Source organism: Serratia sp. JUb9 (assembly GCF_014298095.1).
GTDB lineage: Bacteria > Pseudomonadota > Gammaproteobacteria > Enterobacterales > Enterobacteriaceae > Serratia_B > Serratia_B rhizosphaerae.
In genome coordinates this window covers 1,139,064-1,158,677 of the sequence record NZ_CP060416.1, presented here as the reverse complement: position 1 = coordinate 1,158,677, position 19,614 = coordinate 1,139,064, and the positions used below count along the sequence as shown (strand labels likewise).

At 57.9% G+C, this 19,614-nt stretch carries 20 protein-coding genes; 10 read left to right on the top strand and 10 right to left on the bottom strand.

The window, feature by feature from the left end; all coding sequences use genetic code 11:
• Window positions 1-140: 140 nt before the first annotated feature.
• Window positions 141-866 carry a 30S ribosomal protein S2 gene (gene rpsB, locus HF675_RS05480; protein ID WP_105232309.1) on the bottom strand — a complete coding sequence of 242 codons (726 nt, stop codon included), beginning with the start codon at window positions 864-866 and terminating at the stop codon, window positions 141-143.
• A gap of 368 nt (window positions 867-1,234) precedes the next feature.
• Between rpsB and map the strand changes: the two genes are divergently transcribed.
• The 4 genes from map to HF675_RS05460 all read left to right on the top strand — a co-directional run bounded on the left by map (window position 1,235) and on the right by HF675_RS05460 (window position 6,255).
• Window positions 1,235-2,029, top strand: coding sequence for a type I methionyl aminopeptidase (gene map, locus HF675_RS05475; protein ID WP_015673564.1), 795 nt, complete (start codon window positions 1,235-1,237; stop codon window positions 2,027-2,029).
• A gap of 79 nt (window positions 2,030-2,108) precedes the next feature.
• Entirely contained in the window at window positions 2,109-4,778 is a 2,670-nt protein-coding gene (glnD, locus tag HF675_RS05470; protein ID WP_105233492.1) for a bifunctional uridylyltransferase/uridylyl-removing protein GlnD, read from the top strand.
• Between the two features lie 167 nt (window positions 4,779-4,945).
• A complete protein-coding gene (gene dapD / locus HF675_RS05465; protein WP_105232310.1) occupies window positions 4,946-5,770 on the top strand; it encodes a 2,3,4,5-tetrahydropyridine-2,6-dicarboxylate N-succinyltransferase in 825 nt (274 codons plus the stop codon).
• 95 nt (window positions 5,771-5,865) lie between these two features.
• The gene (locus tag HF675_RS05460) at window positions 5,866-6,255 is read left to right on the top strand and encodes a DUF3461 family protein (protein WP_105232311.1); all 390 of its coding nucleotides are present in this window, start codon (window positions 5,866-5,868) and stop codon (window positions 6,253-6,255) included.
• Window positions 6,256-6,288: 33 nt separating this feature from the next.
• On the opposite strand, the gene HF675_RS05455 is transcribed toward HF675_RS05460, so the two are convergent.
• The 3 genes from HF675_RS05455 to HF675_RS05445 are packed head-to-tail and all read right to left on the bottom strand — an operon-like array spanning window position 6,289 to window position 7,871.
• Entirely contained in the window at window positions 6,289-6,738 is a 450-nt protein-coding gene (locus HF675_RS05455; protein WP_187044216.1) for a flavodoxin, read from the bottom strand.
• 33 nt (window positions 6,739-6,771) lie between these two features.
• Window positions 6,772-7,542: a tRNA pseudouridine(65) synthase TruC gene (truC, locus tag HF675_RS05450; protein WP_187044215.1), complete on the bottom strand. Its 771-nt coding sequence runs from the start codon at window positions 7,540-7,542 to the stop codon at window positions 6,772-6,774.
• Window positions 7,542-7,871, bottom strand: coding sequence for a YqcC family protein (locus HF675_RS05445; RefSeq protein ID WP_172606260.1), 330 nt, complete (start codon window positions 7,869-7,871; stop codon window positions 7,542-7,544). Before HF675_RS05445 ends, truC begins: the two co-directional genes overlap by 1 nt.
• Window positions 7,872-8,048: 177 nt before the next feature.
• Between HF675_RS05445 and HF675_RS05440 the strand changes: the two genes are divergently transcribed.
• Window positions 8,049-9,287 carry an MFS transporter gene (locus HF675_RS05440; protein WP_111736559.1) on the top strand — a complete coding sequence of 413 codons (1,239 nt, stop codon included), beginning with the start codon at window positions 8,049-8,051 and terminating at the stop codon, window positions 9,285-9,287.
• A gap of 569 nt (window positions 9,288-9,856) precedes the next feature.
• Here the strand turns inward: HF675_RS05440 and syd are convergent.
• A complete protein-coding gene (gene syd, locus HF675_RS05435; RefSeq protein ID WP_187044214.1) occupies window positions 9,857-10,408 on the bottom strand; it encodes a SecY-interacting protein in 552 nt (183 codons plus the stop codon).
• A 138-nt stretch (window positions 10,409-10,546) separates the two neighbouring features.
• Here syd and queF point away from each other — a divergent pair, with 138 nt between their 5' ends.
• From queF to xni, 3 genes are all read left to right on the top strand, one after another.
• Window positions 10,547-11,395, top strand: coding sequence for an NADPH-dependent 7-cyano-7-deazaguanine reductase QueF (gene queF / locus HF675_RS05430; RefSeq protein ID WP_105232317.1), 849 nt, complete (start codon window positions 10,547-10,549; stop codon window positions 11,393-11,395).
• 227 nt (window positions 11,396-11,622) lie between these two features.
• Window positions 11,623-12,987 (top strand): nucleotide 5'-monophosphate nucleosidase PpnN, encoded by a 1,365-nt coding sequence (gene ppnN, locus HF675_RS05425; protein WP_015673574.1) that lies wholly within the window; start codon window positions 11,623-11,625, stop codon window positions 12,985-12,987.
• Window positions 12,988-13,039: 52 nt separating this feature from the next.
• Window positions 13,040-13,798: a flap endonuclease Xni gene (gene xni / locus HF675_RS05420; RefSeq protein WP_105232318.1), complete on the top strand. Its 759-nt coding sequence runs from the start codon at window positions 13,040-13,042 to the stop codon at window positions 13,796-13,798.
• 27 nt (window positions 13,799-13,825) lie between these two features.
• Here the strand turns inward: xni and rlmM are convergent, their stop codons facing one another.
• The 4 genes from rlmM to HF675_RS05400 form a co-directional block, all read right to left on the bottom strand.
• Window positions 13,826-14,929 (bottom strand): 23S rRNA (cytidine(2498)-2'-O)-methyltransferase RlmM, encoded by a 1,104-nt coding sequence (rlmM, locus tag HF675_RS05415; RefSeq protein ID WP_105232319.1) that lies wholly within the window; start codon window positions 14,927-14,929, stop codon window positions 13,826-13,828.
• Window positions 14,922-15,317: a DUF423 domain-containing protein gene (locus HF675_RS05410; RefSeq protein ID WP_099050025.1), complete on the bottom strand. Its 396-nt coding sequence runs from the start codon at window positions 15,315-15,317 to the stop codon at window positions 14,922-14,924. Before HF675_RS05410 ends, rlmM begins: the two co-directional genes overlap by 8 nt.
• A 45-nt stretch (window positions 15,318-15,362) precedes the next feature.
• The gene (locus HF675_RS05405) at window positions 15,363-16,280 is read right to left on the bottom strand and encodes a transcriptional regulator GcvA (RefSeq protein WP_105232320.1); all 918 of its coding nucleotides are present in this window, start codon (window positions 16,278-16,280) and stop codon (window positions 15,363-15,365) included.
• 382 nt (window positions 16,281-16,662) lie between these two features.
• Window positions 16,663-16,887, bottom strand: coding sequence for a YgdI/YgdR family lipoprotein (locus HF675_RS05400; protein ID WP_105233494.1), 225 nt, complete (start codon window positions 16,885-16,887; stop codon window positions 16,663-16,665).
• Window positions 16,888-17,070: 183 nt separating this feature from the next.
• Here HF675_RS05400 and csdA point away from each other — a divergent pair, with 183 nt between their 5' ends.
• Together csdA and csdE are read left to right on the top strand one after the other, a co-directional pair.
• Complete coding sequence (gene csdA / locus HF675_RS05395) at window positions 17,071-18,276, top strand: cysteine desulfurase CsdA (RefSeq protein ID WP_105232321.1); 1,206 nt, start codon at window positions 17,071-17,073, stop codon at window positions 18,274-18,276.
• Between the two features lie 23 nt (window positions 18,277-18,299).
• The gene (gene csdE / locus HF675_RS05390; protein WP_105232322.1) at window positions 18,300-18,734 is read left to right on the top strand and encodes a cysteine desulfurase sulfur acceptor subunit CsdE; all 435 of its coding nucleotides are present in this window, start codon (window positions 18,300-18,302) and stop codon (window positions 18,732-18,734) included.
• Here csdE and tcdA read toward each other — a convergent pair.
• Window positions 18,725-19,531 (bottom strand): tRNA cyclic N6-threonylcarbamoyladenosine(37) synthase TcdA, encoded by an 807-nt coding sequence (tcdA, locus tag HF675_RS05385; protein ID WP_187044213.1) that lies wholly within the window; start codon window positions 19,529-19,531, stop codon window positions 18,725-18,727. The genes csdE and tcdA overlap by 10 nt on opposite strands.
• Window positions 19,532-19,614 lie beyond the last annotated feature (83 nt).

Sequence of the window (19,614 nt, the reverse complement as noted above, 5' to 3'; positions counted from 1 at the left end):
TCGCGCCGTCGCGCCGGGCAACAACGCGGAACCTATCGGACAGGGTTCTCATTCAGATAAGCAAAGGGGGCCTTTAAGGCCCCCCTAACCAACATATGTCAATACCTGGTTAATAAGGGCTCGAGTTCGAGCTTGCCTTATTATTCAGCTTCTACCAAGCCTTCTTCCGCCTGAACGGCCAGATCTTGAGAGCGACCTTCGCGTACTGCGGCAGCAACGGCGGTCAGGTACAGGTTTACTGCACGGATTGCGTCGTCGTTACCAGGGATGATGAAGTCAACGCCGTCTGGATCGGAGTTGGTATCAACGATAGAGAATACCGGGATACCCAGGTTGTTGGCTTCTTTGATCGCGATGTGTTCGTGATCGGCATCGATAACGAACAGAGCGTCTGGCAGACCGCCCATATCCTTGATACCGCCCAGAGAGTTTTCCAACTTCTGCAGTTCACGGGTACGCATCAGCGCTTCTTTTTTGGTCAGCTTGTCGAAGGTGCCGTCTTGAGACTGGGTTTCCAGATCTTTCAAACGTTTGATGGACTGACGAACGGTTTTCCAGTTAGTCAGCATACCGCCCAACCAGCGATGGTTCACGAAGAACTGGTCGCAGTTGTTGGCAGCTTCTTTTACCGCTTCGCTTGCTGCGCGCTTGGTACCAACAAACAGGATCTTGCCTTTACGGGCGGAGATCTTGCTCAGCTCAGCCAGAGCGTCGTTGAACATTGGTACGGTTTTTTCCAGGTTGATGATGTGAACCTTGTTACGAGCGCCGAAGATGAATGGCTTCATTTTCGGGTTCCAGTAACGGGTCTGGTGACCGAAGTGTACACCGGCCTGGAGCATGTCGCGCATGGAAACAGTTGCCATGATTAAACCTCTATAGATTAAATTGGGGTTATGCCTCCACGTATCCCATAACGCCGACCCCAGAGCGAAGTTCTCACCTGAGGCACCCCGGCGCATGTGCCGATACGTGTGTGTTATTTACACAAATCGAGTGCAGTTAAGTAGTTTCAGCCTCACCGGCCACCGTCTTTTGGACGGAAGTCGCGGATCGCCGGCGCGCTTTATACCATAAACCCGTCGCCGACTCCAACTTTTGTTGCAGTATAACCCCTGAACGCCGCCCGCGCGCGCAAATCAAATTTGGCAGCCCTCCGGCGGGCTGATACCATAGCAAACTGCTTCTATATTCTTAATATTGTCGGCAAGCACGACACCTTCGGACGAATTTCATGGCCATCTCAATCAAAAACGCTGATGACATCCAAAAAATGCGCGTAGCCGGCCGCCTGGCCGCCGAAGTGCTGGAAATCATCGAGCCTTACGTCAAACCCGGCGTCACCACCGGTGAACTGGACCGTATCTGTCACGAATACATCACGGAAAAGCAGCAGGCGATCTCCGCCTGCCTGGGCTACCACGGCTTCCCGAAATCCGTCTGTATCTCGGTGAATGAAGTGGTGTGCCACGGCATCCCGAGCGATGACAAAGTGCTGAAAGACGGCGATATCGTCAATATCGACGTCACCGTTATCAAAGACGGCTGGCACGGCGACACCTCCAAGATGTTCCTGGTGGGCAAACCGACGATTCTGGGCGAGCGCCTGTGCCGCATCACGCAGGAAAGCCTGTACCTGGCGCTGAAAATGGTCAAGCCGGGCATCCGCCTGCGCACGCTGGGCAAAGCCATTCAGCAGTTCGTAGAGGCCGAGAAGTTCTCCGTGGTGCGTGAATACTGCGGACACGGCATCGGCGAAGTGTTCCACGAAGAGCCGCAGGTGCTGCATTACGACGCCGACGACGGCGGCGTGGTGCTGCAGGCGGGCATGGCCTTCACCATCGAGCCGATGGTCAACGCCGGCGACTACCGCATCCGCACCATGAAAGACGGCTGGACGGTAAAAACCAAAGATCGCAGCTTGTCGGCACAGTATGAGCATACTATTGTGGTGACTGAAAACGGCTGCGAGATAATGACGTTGCGCAAGGATGACACCATCCCCAACATCATTACGCATGACATGTAAGCGCGGCGGCAACGCCGTACGCTAAACGCATAACACAGGCCGGCTTTTGCCGGCCTTTTTTATTTTTATAGGCCATCCCATGTCTGAAGATTTTCGTGCATCCGCCCCGCCGGTCGTCGCGCCACTGACGCCGCCAGCCTCGCCCCATACCTATGGCGATGATGAGCTGGACTGCGGCACGCTGAAACAGCGACTGGAGCAGTTTCAGCACTGGCTGGCGACATCCTTTGACGCCGGAGCCAGCGCCGAAAGCCTGGTAGCGGCGCGCAGTGAGTTCGTCGACCGCCTGCTGCGCCGCCTGTGGCGTTTTTACGGCTTTGAGCAGGTTGCCGAAACCGCGCTGGTCGCGGTGGGCGGCTACGGCCGCGACGAGCTGCATCCGCTGTCGGACATCGACGTGCTGGTGCTCAGCCAGCAGCGGTTGAGCGAGCCGCAGGCGGCGCGCGTCGGCGAATTCATCACCCTGCTGTGGGATCTGAAACTGGAGGTCGGCCACAGCGTGCGCACGCTGGAAGAGTGCCTACTGGAAGGGCTGGCCGATCTGACCGTGGCCACCAACCTGATCGAATCGCGGATGATCTGCGGCGACGTGGCGCTGTTCCTGCAGATGCAAAAACACATTTTCAGCGACGGCTTCTGGCCCTCGCCCGACTTTTTCCACGCAAAAATAGAGGAGCAGCAGGAGCGTCACCAGCGCTACCACGGCACCAGCTACAACCTGGAGCCGGACATCAAAAGCAGCCCCGGCGGCCTGCGCGATATCCATACCCTGTTATGGGTGGCGCGGCGCCACTTCGGCGCCACCTCGCTGGATGAAATGGTCGGTTTCGGCTTTCTGACACAGGCGGAACGCAACGAGCTGAACGAATGTCAGAGCCTGCTGTGGCGTATCCGTTTCGCGCTGCATCTGGAGCTATCGCGTTATGATAACCGGCTGCTGTTCGACCGCCAGCTCAGCGTAGCGCAGCGGCTGCGCTACCAAGGCGAAGGCAATGAGCCGGTCGAGCGCATGATGAAAGACTTCTACCGCGTGACGCGCCGCGTCAGCGAACTGAACAACATGCTGCTGCAGCTGTTTGATGAAGCAATTCTGGCGCTGGACGCCACGGAAAAACCGCGCCCGCTGAACGATGATTTCCAGCTGCGCGGCGATCTGATCGATCTGCGCGACGAGACGCTGTTTGAACGCCAGCCGGAAGCCATCATGCGCATGTTCTATCTGATGGTGCGTAACCGCGATATCCGCGGCATCTACTCCACCACCGTGCGCCAGCTGCGTCATGCGCGTCGCCATCTGAAGCAGCCGCTGTGCACCATTCCCGAAGCCCGCGAGCTGTTTATGGCGATTCTGCGCCATCCCGGCGCGGTGGCGCGCGCCCTGCTGCCGATGCACCGCCACAGCGTGCTGTGGGCCTATATGCCGCAGTGGGGAAAAATCGTCGGCCAGATGCAGTTTGACCTGTTCCACGCCTACACCGTAGATGAACACACGATTCGCGTGCTGCAAAAGCTGGAAAGCTTCGCCGATGAAGAAACCCGGCCGCGCCACCCGCTGTGCGTCGAGCTGTATCCGCGCCTGCCCCACCCGGAGCTGCTGCTGATCGCCGCGCTGTTTCACGATATTGCCAAAGGACGCGGCGGCGATCACTCTATTCTGGGGGCGGAAGACGTGGTGGAGTTCGCCGCGCTGCACGGCCTCAACTCGCGGGAAACCCAGCTGGTCGCCTGGCTGGTGCGCTGTCACCTGTTGATGTCGGTCACCGCCCAGCGGCGCGACATTCAGGACCCGACGGTGATCCAGCAGTTCAGCGCCGAAGTACAGAGCGAAACACGGCTGCGCTATCTGGTCTGCCTGACGGTGGCGGATATCTGCGCCACCAACGAAACGCTGTGGAACAGCTGGAAACAGAGCCTGTTGCGCGAACTCTATTTCGCCACGGAAAAGCAGCTGCGCCGCGGCATGCAAAACAGCCCGGACCTGCGCGAACGCGTACGCCACCACCGCCTGCAGGCGCTGGCGCTGCTGCGCATGGACAATATCGACGAAGAGGCGCTGCACCGCATCTGGAGCCGCTGCCGCGCCGACTATTTCCTGCGTCATTCGCCCAATCAGCTGGCCTGGCATGCACGCCACCTGCTGGCCCACGACTCCACCAAACCGCTGGTGCTGGTCAGCCGGCAGGCGACGCGCGGCGGCACCGAAATCTTTATCTGGAGCCCGGATCGTCCCTACCTGTTCGCCGCCGTCGCCGGAGAGATGGACCGCCGCAACCTGAGTGTACACGACGCGCAGATTTTCACCAACCGCGACGGAATGGCGATGGACACCTTTATCGTTCTGGAACCAGACGGCAGCCCGCTGGCGCAGGATCGCCACAACGCCATTCGTCAGGCGCTGCTGCAGGCAATCACCCAACGCGACTATCAGCCGCCGCGGGTGCGCCGGCCATCGTCCAAACTGCGCCACTTCAGCGTGCCGACGGAGGCCAGCTTTCTACCGACCCACACCGACCGGCGCAGTTACCTTGAGCTGACCGCGCTGGATCAGCCCGGCCTGCTGGCGCGCGTCGGTGAAGTGTTTGCCGATATGGGGCTTTCCCTGCACGGCGCGCGCATTTCCACTATCGGCGAGCGGGTTGAGGATTTATTTATTCTGGCCGACGGCGATCGGCGTGCTTTAAACGCCCAAACGCGCAGAAAGTTGGAACAACGGTTGACAGAGGCCCTCAATCCAAACGATAAAATGTGATATACCCTTCATCTTTCAAGCGGCAGCGTTGTTGGCTGCCCTTACTCACCCCAGTCACTTACCGACGTAAGCTCCGGGGAACTCGTGCGGTTGCCGCCTCGCCGCCACTCGAAATCTTTTGGGTAAACCAGTAACCTTTAGCTAAACATTATCAGGACGAGAACAGAATGCAGCAATTACAGAACGTTATCGAGAGCGCCTTTGAACGTCGTGCGGACATTACCCCGACGAGCGTAGACACCGTAACGCGCGAAGCGGTAAACCAGGCCATCGCCCTGCTGGACAGCGGCGCCCTGCGCGTCGCCGAAAAGATTGACGGCCAGTGGGTAACCCATCAGTGGCTGAAAAAAGCCGTGCTGCTCTCTTTCCGCATCAACGACAACAAGGTGATGGACGGGGCTGAAACCCGCTATTACGACAAAGTGCCGATGAAATTCGCCGACTACGACGAAGCGCGCTTCCAGAAAGAAGGTTTCCGCGTCGTACCACCGGCCACCGTGCGCCAGGGCGCGTTTATCGCACGCAACACCGTGCTGATGCCATCCTACGTCAATATCGGCGCCTATGTTGACGAAGGCACCATGGTCGATACCTGGGCCACCGTCGGTTCCTGCGCGCAGATCGGTAAAAATGTTCACCTGTCCGGCGGCGTCGGTATCGGCGGCGTGCTGGAGCCGCTGCAGGCCAACCCGACCATCATCGAAGACAACTGCTTTATCGGCGCACGTTCCGAAGTGGTTGAAGGGGTGATCGTGGAAGAAGGCTCGGTGATCTCCATGGGCGTTTACCTCGGCCAGAGCACCCGTATTTACGACCGTGAAACCGGCGAAATCCACTACGGTCGCGTCCCAGCGGGTTCCGTCGTGGTATCCGGCAACCTGCCGTCCAAAGATGGTTCCTACAGCCTGTACTGTGCGGTGATCGTCAAAAAAGTGGACGCCAAGACGCGCGGAAAAGTCGGCATTAATGAGTTATTGCGCACCATCGACTAAGCTGAATAGCGGGTGATTCACCCGCTATTTTTTTATCTTAAGCAACGCGGGCATCCTCACTAACGTGGAATAACACTTATTACTAGGGGCGACGTATGTACGATAATTTGAAAAGCTTGGGCATTAATCAACCGGAAGATATCGATCGTTATAGCCTGCGGCAAGAGGCCAATAACGACATCCTCAAGATCTATTTCCGCAAGGATAAAGGCGAGTTCTTCGCCAAAAGCGTGAAATTCAAATATCCACGTCAGCGTAAAACCGTGGTGGCCGACAACGCCGGTCAGGGTTATAAAGAGATCCACGAGATAAACCCCAACCTGCGCTATGTGATCGATGAGCTGGATCAGCTGTGTCAGCGCGATCAGGCGGAAGTCGATTTGAAACGCAAGATCCTCGAAGACCTGCGCCATCTGGAAGGCGTGGTGTCGCACAAGATTGCCGAGATTGAAGCCGACCTGGAAAAGCTGACCCGCGGCAAATAATCATCAGGGCGCGGTCACCGCGCCCTTCAGGGTTTACTTCAGCAATGCCGCCCATTTTTCTACCCACGGGCAGGAAACCACTTCGGGTTCAGGCTGTTCCATGGCATCAATTTCCAGCACTTCCCCTACGCGCGTCGCCCCCTGCTCCTGCAGCAATGCATCAAACACTCGGCCGGCGCCGCAGAAATTGTCATAGCTGCTGTCGCCCAGCGCAATCACTCCGTAGCGCAGCTCCGGCTGATAACCGACCCGATCGCGAATCGCCACGAACAGCGGCGCGATGCTGTCCGGCAAATCTCCCTGCCCGGTGGTCGAGGTCACCACCAGCGCATAATGCTGATGATAGGCCTGCCACTCTTCCAGCGTCCCCTCTTCGAACAGTTTGACCTCGTGCCCCTGCTCGATAAGGATGGTTTCCGCTTCTTCCGCCACCAACAACGCATTACCGTATACCGTGCCGACGAAAATACCGACCTGAGCCATGCTTACAACTCCCTTAATGCTCTGAAAAAATTCTCAGCTAGCTTGACCGTAAGCCGCCGGAAACTCAACCCTGACGAGCTCAGGGAGAACATCCAGCCAGCCAAACTGTGACATTACGCCCTGCCAGGCCTGATCCCAACGGGCGGAAATCTGCAGCGGCTGTCCGCTCACCGGGTGATTAAGCCGCAGGTAGCTGGCGTGCAGCATCAGGCGCGGACAGGAAAAATGCTGCGCCATGCCGCGGTTTTGCCGCAGATCGCCGTGTTTGCTGTCGCCGATGATCGGGTGGCGCAAATGCGTCATATGGCGCCGTAACTGATGCTTGCGGCCGGTTTCCGGCTGCAGCTCCATCAGGCTGTAGCGCGCGCTGTCATAGCGCCCGATCGCCACCGGCATTTCCACCTGCGCCAACGGCCGATAGTGGGTCAGTGCCGGTTGCGGCGCTTTATCCGCATCAGAAAACTTATCGGCGATCTTGTCCCGCTCCTGCGTCAGCGGATAGTCGAGCGTCGCGGCTTCATTGACAAAGCCGCGCACCACCGCATGGTAAGTTTTCTCTACCTGATGCTGTTCAAACTGCTGCGACAACAGATGAGCAACCTCGCTGGACAGCGCCATCAACAATATGCCGGACGTCGGCCGGTCAAGCCGGTGAACGGTAAAAACGTGCTGGCCGATCTGATCGCGCACCGTCTGCATCACAAACACGCTTTCATGGCGGTCCAGCCAGCTGCGATGCACCAGCCAGCCGGCGGGCTTGTTCACCGCCACCAGATGCTCATCCTGATAAAGAATCTCCAGCATTACTGCGGCTCTTGATTCAGTAAGTCATCCAGGCGCTGCAGCACCACCAACAACGGCAGACAGCCAGGCTCTTTGTCTTTCAGCGCCTCCTCAAAATAGGGCGTGATGGCAAAGCGCGTCGGCAACGGCGCATTGGCGTCCAGCAGGGCATACATGCGCGGCAGCATCACCCACTGCAGCCACTCCTCCGCCTGCATGCTGTCAATGCAAAACGGTTCGCTGCTGTTAAACGCCTCAGGCGCCGGCGGCGTAGCCTGCCACAGCGCCAGATCGCGCATGGATTGTTCGATAGTCTGCAAGTAAAGGCGAACCTGATTATGTATATTCATCTGCATTTCCGATCGTTCGAAGCGATAAAACTCAGCGCGCAGGCTGAAAGGCGGCAGAGCATAGCATTTAACCGGTTATAGCCCAAATTCCGTCGGCAAGACAGATTTTACGCTGGTGGCTGAACTGCGCGCGCGGCACAATATCCATTAAGTAAACCAATAAATAAGATGATACACATGACCGCAACATCAGCAGTAAAACAACACGCAACGCCCGGTAAAGCCATGCTGGCCTCGGTGACCGGCTATGCCATGGATGGTTTTGACCTGCTTATTCTGGGCTTTATGCTGCCGGTTATCGCCGCCGAACTACACCTCACCTCTGCCGAATCCGGCTCGCTGGTCACCTGGACGCTGATCGGCGCGGTATTGGGCGGCATAATTTTCGGCCACCTCAGTGACCGCTTCGGCCGGATCCGCATCCTTACCGTCACTATTTTGATGTTTTCACTGTTTACCGGCCTGTGTGCGCTGGCGGTCGGCTATTGGGATCTGCTGGCTTACCGCACGCTGGCAGGTATCGGGCTGGGCGGCGAGTTCGGCATCGGTATGGCGCTGATCGCCGAAGCCTGGCCGGCGGAAAAGCGCAACCGCGCCTCCGCCTACGTGGGCATGGGCTGGCAGCTTGGCGTGCTGGCTGCAGCGTTTCTGACGCCGCTGCTGCTGACGCATATCGGCTGGCGCGGCATGTTTCTGGTCGGCCTGGTGCCGGCCCTGGCCTCCTTCCTGATCCGCCGCACGCTGGGAGAGCCAGAAGGATTCGAGCGGCAAAAAAGCACGGCGCCGGTTTTATCCTTCCGCCAGCGTCTCGGTCTGCTGTTCAAGGACCGCGCGACCGGACGCGCCAGCATCGGCATTTTTATTCTTTGTTCGGTGCAAAATTTTGGTTACTACGGGCTGATGATCTGGATGCCCACCTATCTGGCGACCAACTTTGGCTTTTCCCTGACCAAATCCGGCATCTGGACTGCGGTGACGGTCGTCGGCATGACCTTGGGCATCTGGCTGTTCGGCATGTTGGCCGACCGCTTTGCACGCTGGAAGATTTTCATCGCTTATCAGTTGGGTGCGGTGGTGATGGTGGTGTGCTACGCACAACTCAGCGACCCGACCTGGATGCTGCTGGCCGGCGCGGTGATGGGGTTGTTCGTCAATGGCATGATTGGCGGTTACGGCGCACTGATTTCAGACACCTACCCAACGCAGGCTCGGGCTACGGCGCAAAATATTCTGTTTAATCTGGGACGCGGCGTTGGCGGGTTGGGGCCGCTGGTCATTGGCGCACTGGTGACGCAGGTATCCTTCACCGCGGCCATCAGCCTGTTGGCCGCCATTTATCTGCTGGATATCTACGCCACGCTGTTCCTGCTGCCGAAAAAACAGGGCCAAGGGGATACGCTGGGAGCGATCGGCTAAATGCGCAAGGCAGGCAAAAAGTTGGGGGCACTGTATGAACAGTGCCCCCGGTTCGTTTTATAGCTTTCCCGCTACACGGAATGCTCCCTGCTCAATCCCTGAAAACTTTTCCTGCGGCCATCCTGACCCAACGTCCATGCCTTATCCTTTAACTAGCATCATCCTGACGCGGTCCTCGGTCTCCCTGACCCACCAGCCATCCCGTACCGGCTCTCAATCTCCATCCTGGAGGTGTCCCTGATTTCTTTCCTGAAATATCCTGAGCATCGCCCTGACGCCATCCCGCCACTGGGCGCATCCGCTTCTTCATCCAGAAGTCTGCATCATCCCGATGCTTCCAGCTCCAGCCGCCTTCCGTCCGGCATGTATAAGATCGCTTAATTCCTTTCTCGCCACAAGGGATTGTGAGACAAAAGTACAAAAAGGCGTTACACGATAGTTTTTAGCGATACGTTAACCAACTGATATATCTAGCAATAAATCAATTTTTGCCATTAGGCGTCTATAAATTAAAAGCGATCTCGCACAAGGTTTGTGCGAGATATCTCACAAGCATTTTGGGTTTTAGCTCAATCACCAGCTAACGGGCGCAGCGCATCAAGGAAGTTGCCCAACGTAGCAGCCAACAGCGTACGCCGATCGCTGCCAAACTGTTCCAGCACCACATTGCCGCTGATGTTGCACAGTGACACCATCTCCATCTCTGATTCCGTGGTCGCCAGGAACAGCGTCGGCGAAAGCTTCAGACGTTTCTGCGTCACCAGATGACCGATCAGGTTTTCCTGCAGGCGGATAAAATCATCCGCGCTCCACACCTGCAGCAGGCTAAGACGATGCTCGCCGAACTGCGCGCTCATATCCCCGGCATATTGCTGCGTATAAAAGGTGTGAATATCCGGCTGCAGCCGCAGCTCCAGCGCAGTTTCTACCTTTTCCAGCGTTGCCGCAGGCGTAAACGGCTGCGGCAGCCACAGCACCTCATCGTCGCGATTTTCTACCACGCACGGTGAAGGCACGCCGTACAATTCGCGGCTGGCCGGCGCATGGCCACGCTGCTGCTGCCAGAGCGCCACATAGCGCTGGGTAAATTCACGCAAGGCGTGAGTCACATCATGGTCCATATTTTCTCTCGCATACGGTAAACTGACGGCCATTGTACCCATAACCTTGCATACTTGCTTGCAGCGACGCCGGCGTTAAGCACGTTGCCGCGTCTGCAATGCCATTTTTCAGCACTAACCGGAGTAAGGTGACAGCAGATGTCCTCCTATCAAAATCATCAGGCATTATCAGGGCTGACGCTCGGTAAACCCACCGCTTACCACGACCAGTACGACGCCACGCTGCTGCAGCCGGTGCCGCGCAGCATGAACCGCGAGCCGTTGGGCCTTTACCCCGATAGCCTGCCGTTCCACGGCGCGGATATCTGGACGCTGTACGAGCTCTCCTGGCTCAACGCTAAAGGTCTGCCGCAGGTGGCGGTGGGAGAAATCAGCCTCAATGCCTTCAGCCTGAATTTGATCGAATCGAAAAGCTTCAAACTCTACCTGAACAGCTTCAACCAGACCCGTTTTGAGAACTGGGAAGCGGTGCGCTGCACGCTGTTGCGCGATCTGGCGGCCTGCGCGCAGGGAGAGGTGGAAGTGAAACTGTTCCGCCTGGATGAAATTGAAGGGCGTCCTATTGCGCAGCTGCAGGGGGAATGCCTGGACCAGCAGGACATCAGCATCGATGACTATCAGTTCAGCGCCGACTATCTGCAGGATGCGGCAGCGGGCAGCCCCGTGGTGGAAGAAACGCTGGTCAGCCATCTGCTGAAGTCCAACTGCCTGATCACCAATCAGCCCGACTGGGGCTCGGTGCAAATCGCCTACCGCGGCGCGCAGATTAACCGCGAGGCGTTGCTGCGCTATTTAGTCTCTTTCCGCCATCATAATGAATTTCATGAACAGTGCGTGGAGCGCATTTTCAACGATATCATGCGTTTTTGTCAGCCTGAACGCCTCTCGGTCTATGCGCGCTATACTCGCCGCGGCGGCCTGGACATCAACCCGTGGCGCAGCAACGTCGCCTTTGCGCCGGCGCACGGCCGTCTGGCGCGCCAATAAATGCGAGGAGTTGCTCAACAACTGAGCTAATAGCAGGTTTGCATTGGTAAAAATCAGGGGACGGCGGTAAGGTTAATTCTCGGCGCCCTCACGCATAGCGGGTGCCGCAGAGCAGATAGGCGTTATTAACCGCAGCGTGCACAAGCGGGGTCGTCATAATGACAGGCGGTCCTGCCGTATGGATTGCCACCGCCCCGCCATGGGTGCAAAGGTGCAAAGGAGTTACCTTGATTACACATATCAGCCCGCTTGGCTCAATGGATTTGCTGTCGCAGTTGGAAGTAGACATGCTGAAGCGTACCGCCAGCAGCGACCTGTATCGTTTATTCCGCAACTGTTCACTGGCGGTGCTGAACTCCGGCAGCCAGACCGACAACAGCAAACAGCTGCTGTCACGCTATGAAACGTTTGATATCAATGTACTGCGCCGTGAGCGCGGCGTAAAACTCGAGCTGGTCAACCCGCCGGAAGACGCCTTTGTCGATGGGCGCATTATCCGTTCCCTGCAGGCCAACCTGTTCGCGGTGCTGCGCGATATTCTGTTCGTGCACGGGCAAATCGCCAGCGCCGGGCGCTTCCAGCACCTGAATCTGGAAAACTCCGTCCATATCACCAACCTGGTGTTCTCGATTCTGCGAAATGCGCGCACGCTGCATCTGGATGAAGATCCCAATATGGTGGTGTGCTGGGGCGGTCACTCGATCAATCAGAACGAATACCTGTACGCGCGTAAAGTCGGCAGCGAGCTGGGCCTGCGCGAACTGAACATCTGCACCGGCTGCGGCCCGGGCGCCATGGAGGCGCCAATGAAAGGCGCAGCGGTCGGCCATGCTCAGCAGCGCTATCGCAACAGCCGGTTTATCGGCATGACCGAGCCATCCATCATCGCCGCCGAGCCGCCTAACCCATTGGTCAACGAACTGGTGATCATGCCGGATATCGAAAAACGTCTGGAAGCCTTCGTGCGCATCGCCCACGGCATCATTATTTTCCCGGGCGGCGTGGGCACAGCGGAAGAGCTGCTGTACCTGCTGGGCATCCTGATGAATCCGGAAAACAGCGAGCAGGTGCTGCCGCTGATCCTCACCGGGCCAAAAGAGAGCGCCGACTACTTCCGGGTGCTGGATGAGTTCATCATGAATACCCTCGGCGACGCGGCGCGCCGCCATTACACCATTATCATCGACGACCCGGCCGAAGTGGCGCGCCAGATGAAGAAGGCGATGCCGCTGGTGAAAGAAAACCGCCGCAATACCGGTGACGCCTACAGCTTCAACTGGTCGATGCGCATCGCTCCGGACCTGCAGCTGCCGTTTGAGCCGACCCATGAGAATATGGCCAACCTCAACCTGTCGCCGCAGCAGCCGCCGGAAGAACTGGCCGCCGCGCTGCGCCGCGCGTTCTCCGGCATCGTCGCCGGCAACGTGAAAGAGAACGGCATTCACGCCATTGAGCAGTTCGGCCCGTACAAACTGCATGGCGACCCGCAAATGATGAAGCAGATGGATCAGCTGCTGCAGGGCTTCGTCGCCCAGCACCGCATGAAGCTGCCGGGCAGCGCCTACGTGCCCTGCTATGAAATCATTACCTGACCAACCGTGGGGCGGCGCCCAGCCGCCCTGCCTTTTTGCTAGCTAAACCACTATGGCCATACATCTACTGATCGTCGATGCCCTGAACCTGATTCGCCGTATCCACGCCGTACAAGGTTCTCCGTGCGTCGATGCCTGCCGTCATGCGCTGACGCAGCTGATTCAGCACAGCAAGCCAACCCACGCGGTCGCGGTCTTTGACGAAGACGACCGGGGCGACAGCTGGCGTCACCAGTTGCTGCCGGACTATAAGGCCGGCCGTTCGCCCATGCCGGACACTCTACAGCAGGAAATGCCGCAGCTGCGCGAGGCGTTTGCCAGTCTCGGCGTCGCCTGCTGGCACTCCCCCGGCAACGAAGCGGACGACCTGGCTGCAACGCTGGCCGCCAAGGTATCCGGCGGTGGCCACCAGGTTACCATCGTGTCGACCGATAAGGGCTACTGCCAGCTGCTGGCGCCCCAGGTGCAAATCCGCGATTACTTCCAAAAACGCTGGCTGGATCTGCCTTTCGTGCAGAAAGAGTTCGGCGTAGCGCCGCAGCAGCTGCCGGATTACTGGGGGCTGGCCGGTATCAGCAGCAGTAAAATCCCCGGGGTTGCCGGCGTCGGGCCGAAGACCGCCGTGCAGCTTCTGCAGCAGGCGGCGGATCTGGATACGCTGTATCAGCAGTTGGATACGGTGCCGGAGAAGTGGCGCAAAAAACTGGAACAGCACCGCGAGATGGCCTACGTCAGCAAACAGATCGCCACGCTGCGTACCGATCTGACGCTGGACGGCAACCTGCAACAGCTGCGACTGCCGATAAACTAAGGGCGCTGCAAGCAGCGCCCTGTCATATCAGTCCCGTTCGTCGCGGCGGCCCGGCACGGCGGACCACATGCGGCGTACGTGCACCGTCACCTCTTCACGGTCATGATACAGCTGCTTGGCATGCACATCCGCGCTGATGCCTGCCGCACCCAACGCCTCCCGGATGCTCTGCAGATTCTGCGAGACCTCTTCGTAACGCTTCTTCATCGGCAGCTTCAGGTTGAAGATCGCCTCACGGCACCAGCCTTTGACCAGCCACTGAATCATCAGGCTGGTGACCTTAGCCGGCTTCTCCACCATATCGCACACCAGCCAGTAGATTTTGCTGCTGTTCGGCTCAAATTTAAAACCGTCGGCGCGATGATGGGTAACCTGACCGGTATCCATCAGGCTTGGCGCCATCGGGCCGTTATCCACCGCATGCACCATCATGCTGCGCTTCACCAACTGATAGGTCCAGCCGCCAGGGCAGGCCCCAAGATCCACGGCGTGCATGCCGCTGCCCAGACGTTCGTCCCACTCATCGGCGGGAATAAACACGTGGAACGCTTCTTCCAGCTTCAACGTTGAACGGCTTGGCGCATCGGCCGGGAATTTCAGCCGCGGGATGCCCATATAGAACGGCGAGTTATTGTTGCTGTATGAATAGCCGACATAGCAGCATCCCGGCGCGATAAAGAACACGTGCACCACCGGCCGCGTCGGGTTTTCACGCGCCATCAGCACCTTCTGCTCACGCATCGCGGCGCGCAGCGGCACCGTCAGCTTGCGGCAGAACTTCATCAATTCTTTGCTTTCGTTGGTGTCCGCCACTTCTACCCGCAGCTCGCCGCCGCGATCGACCACGCCGATCAGCATACCGACAATCGGCGAAACGCGGTCTTCCGGCGGCAGATCGCGCAGCAGCTCACCGACGACAATCAGCTGGCGGGCAAAAATCAGCTCGCGGAAGGGAATTTCTTTCGCCAGCCGGTCAGCATCGTCCGGCTGATAGCACTCAAACAGCACATAGCCGCTGTTTTCTTTTACCCGGGCAAAGCCGAAAATCTCCAACTGAGAGGCTTTATCCGTAATTTCCGCCGCGCACTCTTTTTCAAAGCCGGGGCGGCAGTACAATGCAACTTTATTCATGGCGCTCGGCCTTTTTCCTCAGACGCAAAGCGCCAATCAACATCAATGCCCAACCGATCAGGAAACACACGCCGCCTACCGGCGTGATATAGACCCAGACCTTCAGGTGCGACAGCGCCAAACAATACAGGCTGCCGCTAAACAACACGGTGCCGAGCGCCAGCAGCGCTCCGCTCCAGTAAAACCACAGACTGACGCGGCGTTGCATCGCTACCGCCAGTGCCAGCACCGCCAGGGTATGCACCCCTTGATAATCCAGCCCGGTGCGGATCCACGCCATTTCATTGGCGCCCAGCGTACCGCTCAGCACGTGCGCGCCAAATGCCCCCAAAGCAACAAATACAAAACCGCTGATCGCGGCAAAAATCAGCATCGAACGACTGCTCATCGTTATTTACCTTTAGTCGATAACCGACCGCCTGAGGCCGCCGGTTTATTGTTCATAGCGGAAACGATATTTTTCCTGCTCGCTGGCAGCACGCGCCAGTATCCATTGGCGAAAGGCGGCTATTTTACCCAGTTCTGCCTGGCTGTCATGACATACCAGATAAAAAGCGTTTTTGCTGACCAAAACATCATTAAACGGACATACCAACCTGCCCGCTTCAATTTCCGTCTGCGCAATCACGTTGTTCACCAGCGCAATGCCCTGACCATGCACCGCCGCCTGTACCACCATCGCGCTGTGGCTGAAAATCGGCCCCTGCTGCACATTAATATGCTGTAAACCCAGTTGCCGGGTATAGGCCAACCAGTCGCGGCGTGAAGTATCGTGCAGCAGCGTGTGATTAGCCAGATCGTCCGGCGATTTTAAGGCGCGCTCGCCGGTCAGCAGGCTGGGAGAACACACCGGCAGCAGATATTCGGCATACAATCGCTCCGCACGCAGCCCCGGCCAATTACCGCGGCCATAAAAAATGGCGACGTCAACGTCGTCGGCCAGTTTATCCTCTTCCCGGTCAACGGCTTGTATACGAACATCAATTCCCGGATAAGCTGAGTTAAAGCCAGACAGGCGCGGCACCAGCCACTGAATAGCGAAACTCGGCGGCAAACTGACCGTCAATGCGCCCTTGGCGCTGCGCGCCTGCAGCTTACGCGTTGCTTCATTGATGGAGGAGAATATCTCTTTGATATCCAGATAATAACTCTGCCCTTCTTCGGTCAGCAGCAGAGAACGGTTGCGCCGGCGGAACAGTTTAAGGCCGAGGAAATCCTCCAGAGACTTGATCTGGTGGCTCACCGCAGCCTGAGTGACAAAAAGCTCTTCGGCCGCTTTAGTGAAACTGAGATGGCGGGCTGCCGCATCAAACACCCGCAACGCATTAAGGGGTGGTAAACGTTTAGACATTAATTAGCTACTTTTGTGTAACAAAATTACAACACCATCAACCCTAAAAGCGGGTTGCGTTGACAGACGCGCGCTGGCTCGCTTTCTCCACATCCATTTCATTAGTTTTTTTTATCCGATGCATTATAAATTGTCCGTTGAGCAGACGCCAGCAAATACCTATAGTGGCGGCACTTCCCGGGCCGGAACGAAAAGGGATTGGGTGTCGAGGACGCCGATGAACTTTTGGCTTGTGGTTGTGATGTTGTGTTTGCAAATTGTCCGGCGATTCCGGACATGGTAGCTAAGCTACTGTTTTTTCACTTCCTGTACATTTACCCTGTCTGTCCATAGTGATTTATGCAGCACCGCAAACATTGCGGTGCTTTTTTTTACCTGACGCTTACTGGTCGCTTTCTGCCAGCTCTTTCACGTCGGCACGGTTAATTTGCTGTTCGACGCCGTTCGCATCTTTATAGCTGATCATCCCGGTATCTTCATCAACCTGCGGTTTACCGTCGGCAACAATGGTTCGTCCATCATTGGTGTGCATCACATAGTTACTGGAACAGGCTGCCAACGTGAACGTCAGCATCAGAGCAGAGATAACTGCGGCCGTTTTCTTCATCTTGGACTCCTTGTAGATAAAAATGCTGTAAAAGACCTTTAGATACATAAAGGCAAGGTTGCGCACCCGTAGAAACAGCATAACAAACTCACACCGGAATGCCAGACAACCGCTGCAATGGACTTGTCAGTCACGGCAAAATAGGACAGGATCGACAGGTGTTCCGACCAATGATAATCCACTATGTCGTCGTTTAATTCCTCACTTTTCCGCCGCCAGTTTCCCGCGCTGGCGCAGCCCGGCGTTTATCTGGACAGCGCCGCCACCGCGCTGAAGCCGCAGGCGGTGATCGCCGCCACGCAGCAGTTTTACAGCAGCGAGGCGGCCACCGTGCACCGCAGCCAGCATAAGGCCGCTCAGGATCTGACCGTACGTTTTGAACAGACGCGCCATCAGGCGGCGGCATTGATTAACGCCGCCGGCGCCGAAGAAATTGTCTGGACGCGCGGCACCACCGAGGCGATTAATCTGGTGGCGCAAAGCTATGCGCGCCCCCGCCTGCAGCCCGGCGATGAAATTATCGTCAGCGAGGCGGAGCATCATGCCAACCTGATCCCCTGGCTGATGGTCGCAGAGCAGACCGGTGCCTGCGTAACAAAACTGCCGCTGGGGGCCGACCGGCTGCCCGACCTGGCGCTGCTGCCGACGCTGCTCAGCGATAAAACCCGGCTGCTGGCGCTGGGACAGATGTCCAACGTTACCGGCGGCTGTCCGGATCTGGCGCAGGCGATCGCGCTGGCGCACGGCGTCGGTGCCAAAGTCATGATCGACGGCGCCCAGGGCATCGTGCACTGTCCGGCGGACGTACGGCGGTTAAACATCGACTTTTACGCCTTTTCCGGCCATAAGCTATATGGCCCGACCGGTATCGGCGTGCTGTACGGCAAAAGTGAACTGCTGGCGCAGATGGCGCCGTGGCAAGGCGGCGGCAAAATGCTGACTCAGGCCTCGTTTGACGGCTTTACCGCGCAAAAACCGCCCTACTGCTTTGAGGCCGGCACGCCGAATATCGCCGGAGTACTGGGGCTGGGCGCAGCGCTGAGCTGGCTGGAGGAACAAAATCTACCGGCGGCGGAAGCCTACGCACGGCAATTAACCGACGACGCCGAGCATCGGTTGGCACAACTGGCAGGCTTTCGCAGCTTCCGTTGCTCCGGCTCCAGCCTGCTGGCGTTCGATATTGCCGGTATTCATCACAGCGATATCGTCACGCTGCTGGCGGAGCAAGGCATCGCGCTGCGCGCCGGGCAGCACTGCGCGCAGCCGCTGATGGCGGCGCTGGGCGTCAGCGGCACCCTGCGCGCCTCTTTCGCCCCTTATAATACGCCGGAAGACGTCGACAGGCTGGTCGACGCCATGGTGAATGCCGTCGATCTGCTGGCAGATTGATACACTGTAATTTCGGAGACGCTATGCTAGCCCCTCACCCCTTCGGCCACGACATTACCGCTGCGGCCCTGACAGAAAAATTCGGCGCGCTGAAACAGTGGGAAGACCGCTATCGCCAACTGGTGATGCTGGCAAAACAGCTGCCCACGCTGCCGGAAGCGCTGCGCAACGCGGAGATAGAGCTGAGCGGCTGTGAAAACCGCGTCTGGTTAGGCCATCAGCTGTTGGATGACAATCGACTGCATTTTTACGGCGACAGCGAAGGCCGCATCGTGCGCGGCCTGCTGGCGGTGTTATTAACCACCGTGGAAGGAAAGACGCCGCAGCAACTGCTGGCCGCCGATCCTCTGGCGCTATTCGACAGCCTGGGATTGCGCGCCCAGCTCAGCGCCACCCGAGCCAGCGGTCTGGAAGCGCTGGCTGCGGCGGTAAAGGATATCGCCGCGCGCTATGCCTGACGAGCCGCTTTAGCCATCATCTTCTTCAGCGCATGTGAAACCGCAACAAAGCCGAAGGTTGCGGTGACCATGGTCGCCGCGCCGAAACCGGCGCTGCAGTCCATGCGCTTTGGTCCTTCCGCCGTACTGCGCGATGCACACACTGAGCCGTCCGGCTGCGGGTAGACCAGCGCTTCGCTGGAAAAGACGCAGTCGATCCCCAGTTTACCCTTGCTGTTTTTCACCACGTTGAAATCGTGTTTAAGCCGCTCGCGCAGTTTGGCCGCCAGCGGATCCTGGATGGTCTTCGCCAGATCCGCCACTTCAATACGTGTAGGATCGATCTGTCCGCCGGCACCGCCGGTGGTAACGACCGGGATTTTAAAGCGGCGGCAATAGGCCAGCAACGCCGCCTTCGGCCGCACGCTGTCGATGGCGTCAATCACATAGCTAAAACCGTTGTCCAACAGTTCCGCCACGTTATCTGGCGTAATAAAATCGTCGATGCAGATCACCCGGCACTCCGGGTTAATCGCCAGAATGCGTTCGGCCATCACCTCCGTCTTCGACTGGCCGACGTGGCCGCGCAGCGCGTGGATCTGGCGGTTGGTATTGGTGACGCAGACATCATCCATATCAATCAGGGTAATGGCGCCGATGCCGGTACGCGCCAGCGCCTCCGCCGCCCATGAGCCCACGCCGCCAATGCCGATCACGCACACGTGCGCCTGGGCGAACAGCGCCAACGCCTTCTGGCCGTACAAACGTGCCGTACCGCCAAAACGTTGCAGATAGGCTTCTGAATAGGGTGTGCTCATAACGCTTTAATTACCTTAATTATGCAAATGATAAGGGCCGGAAAATCCGGCCCCTGCGGGTTAACGACGACGGGCGTTAACAA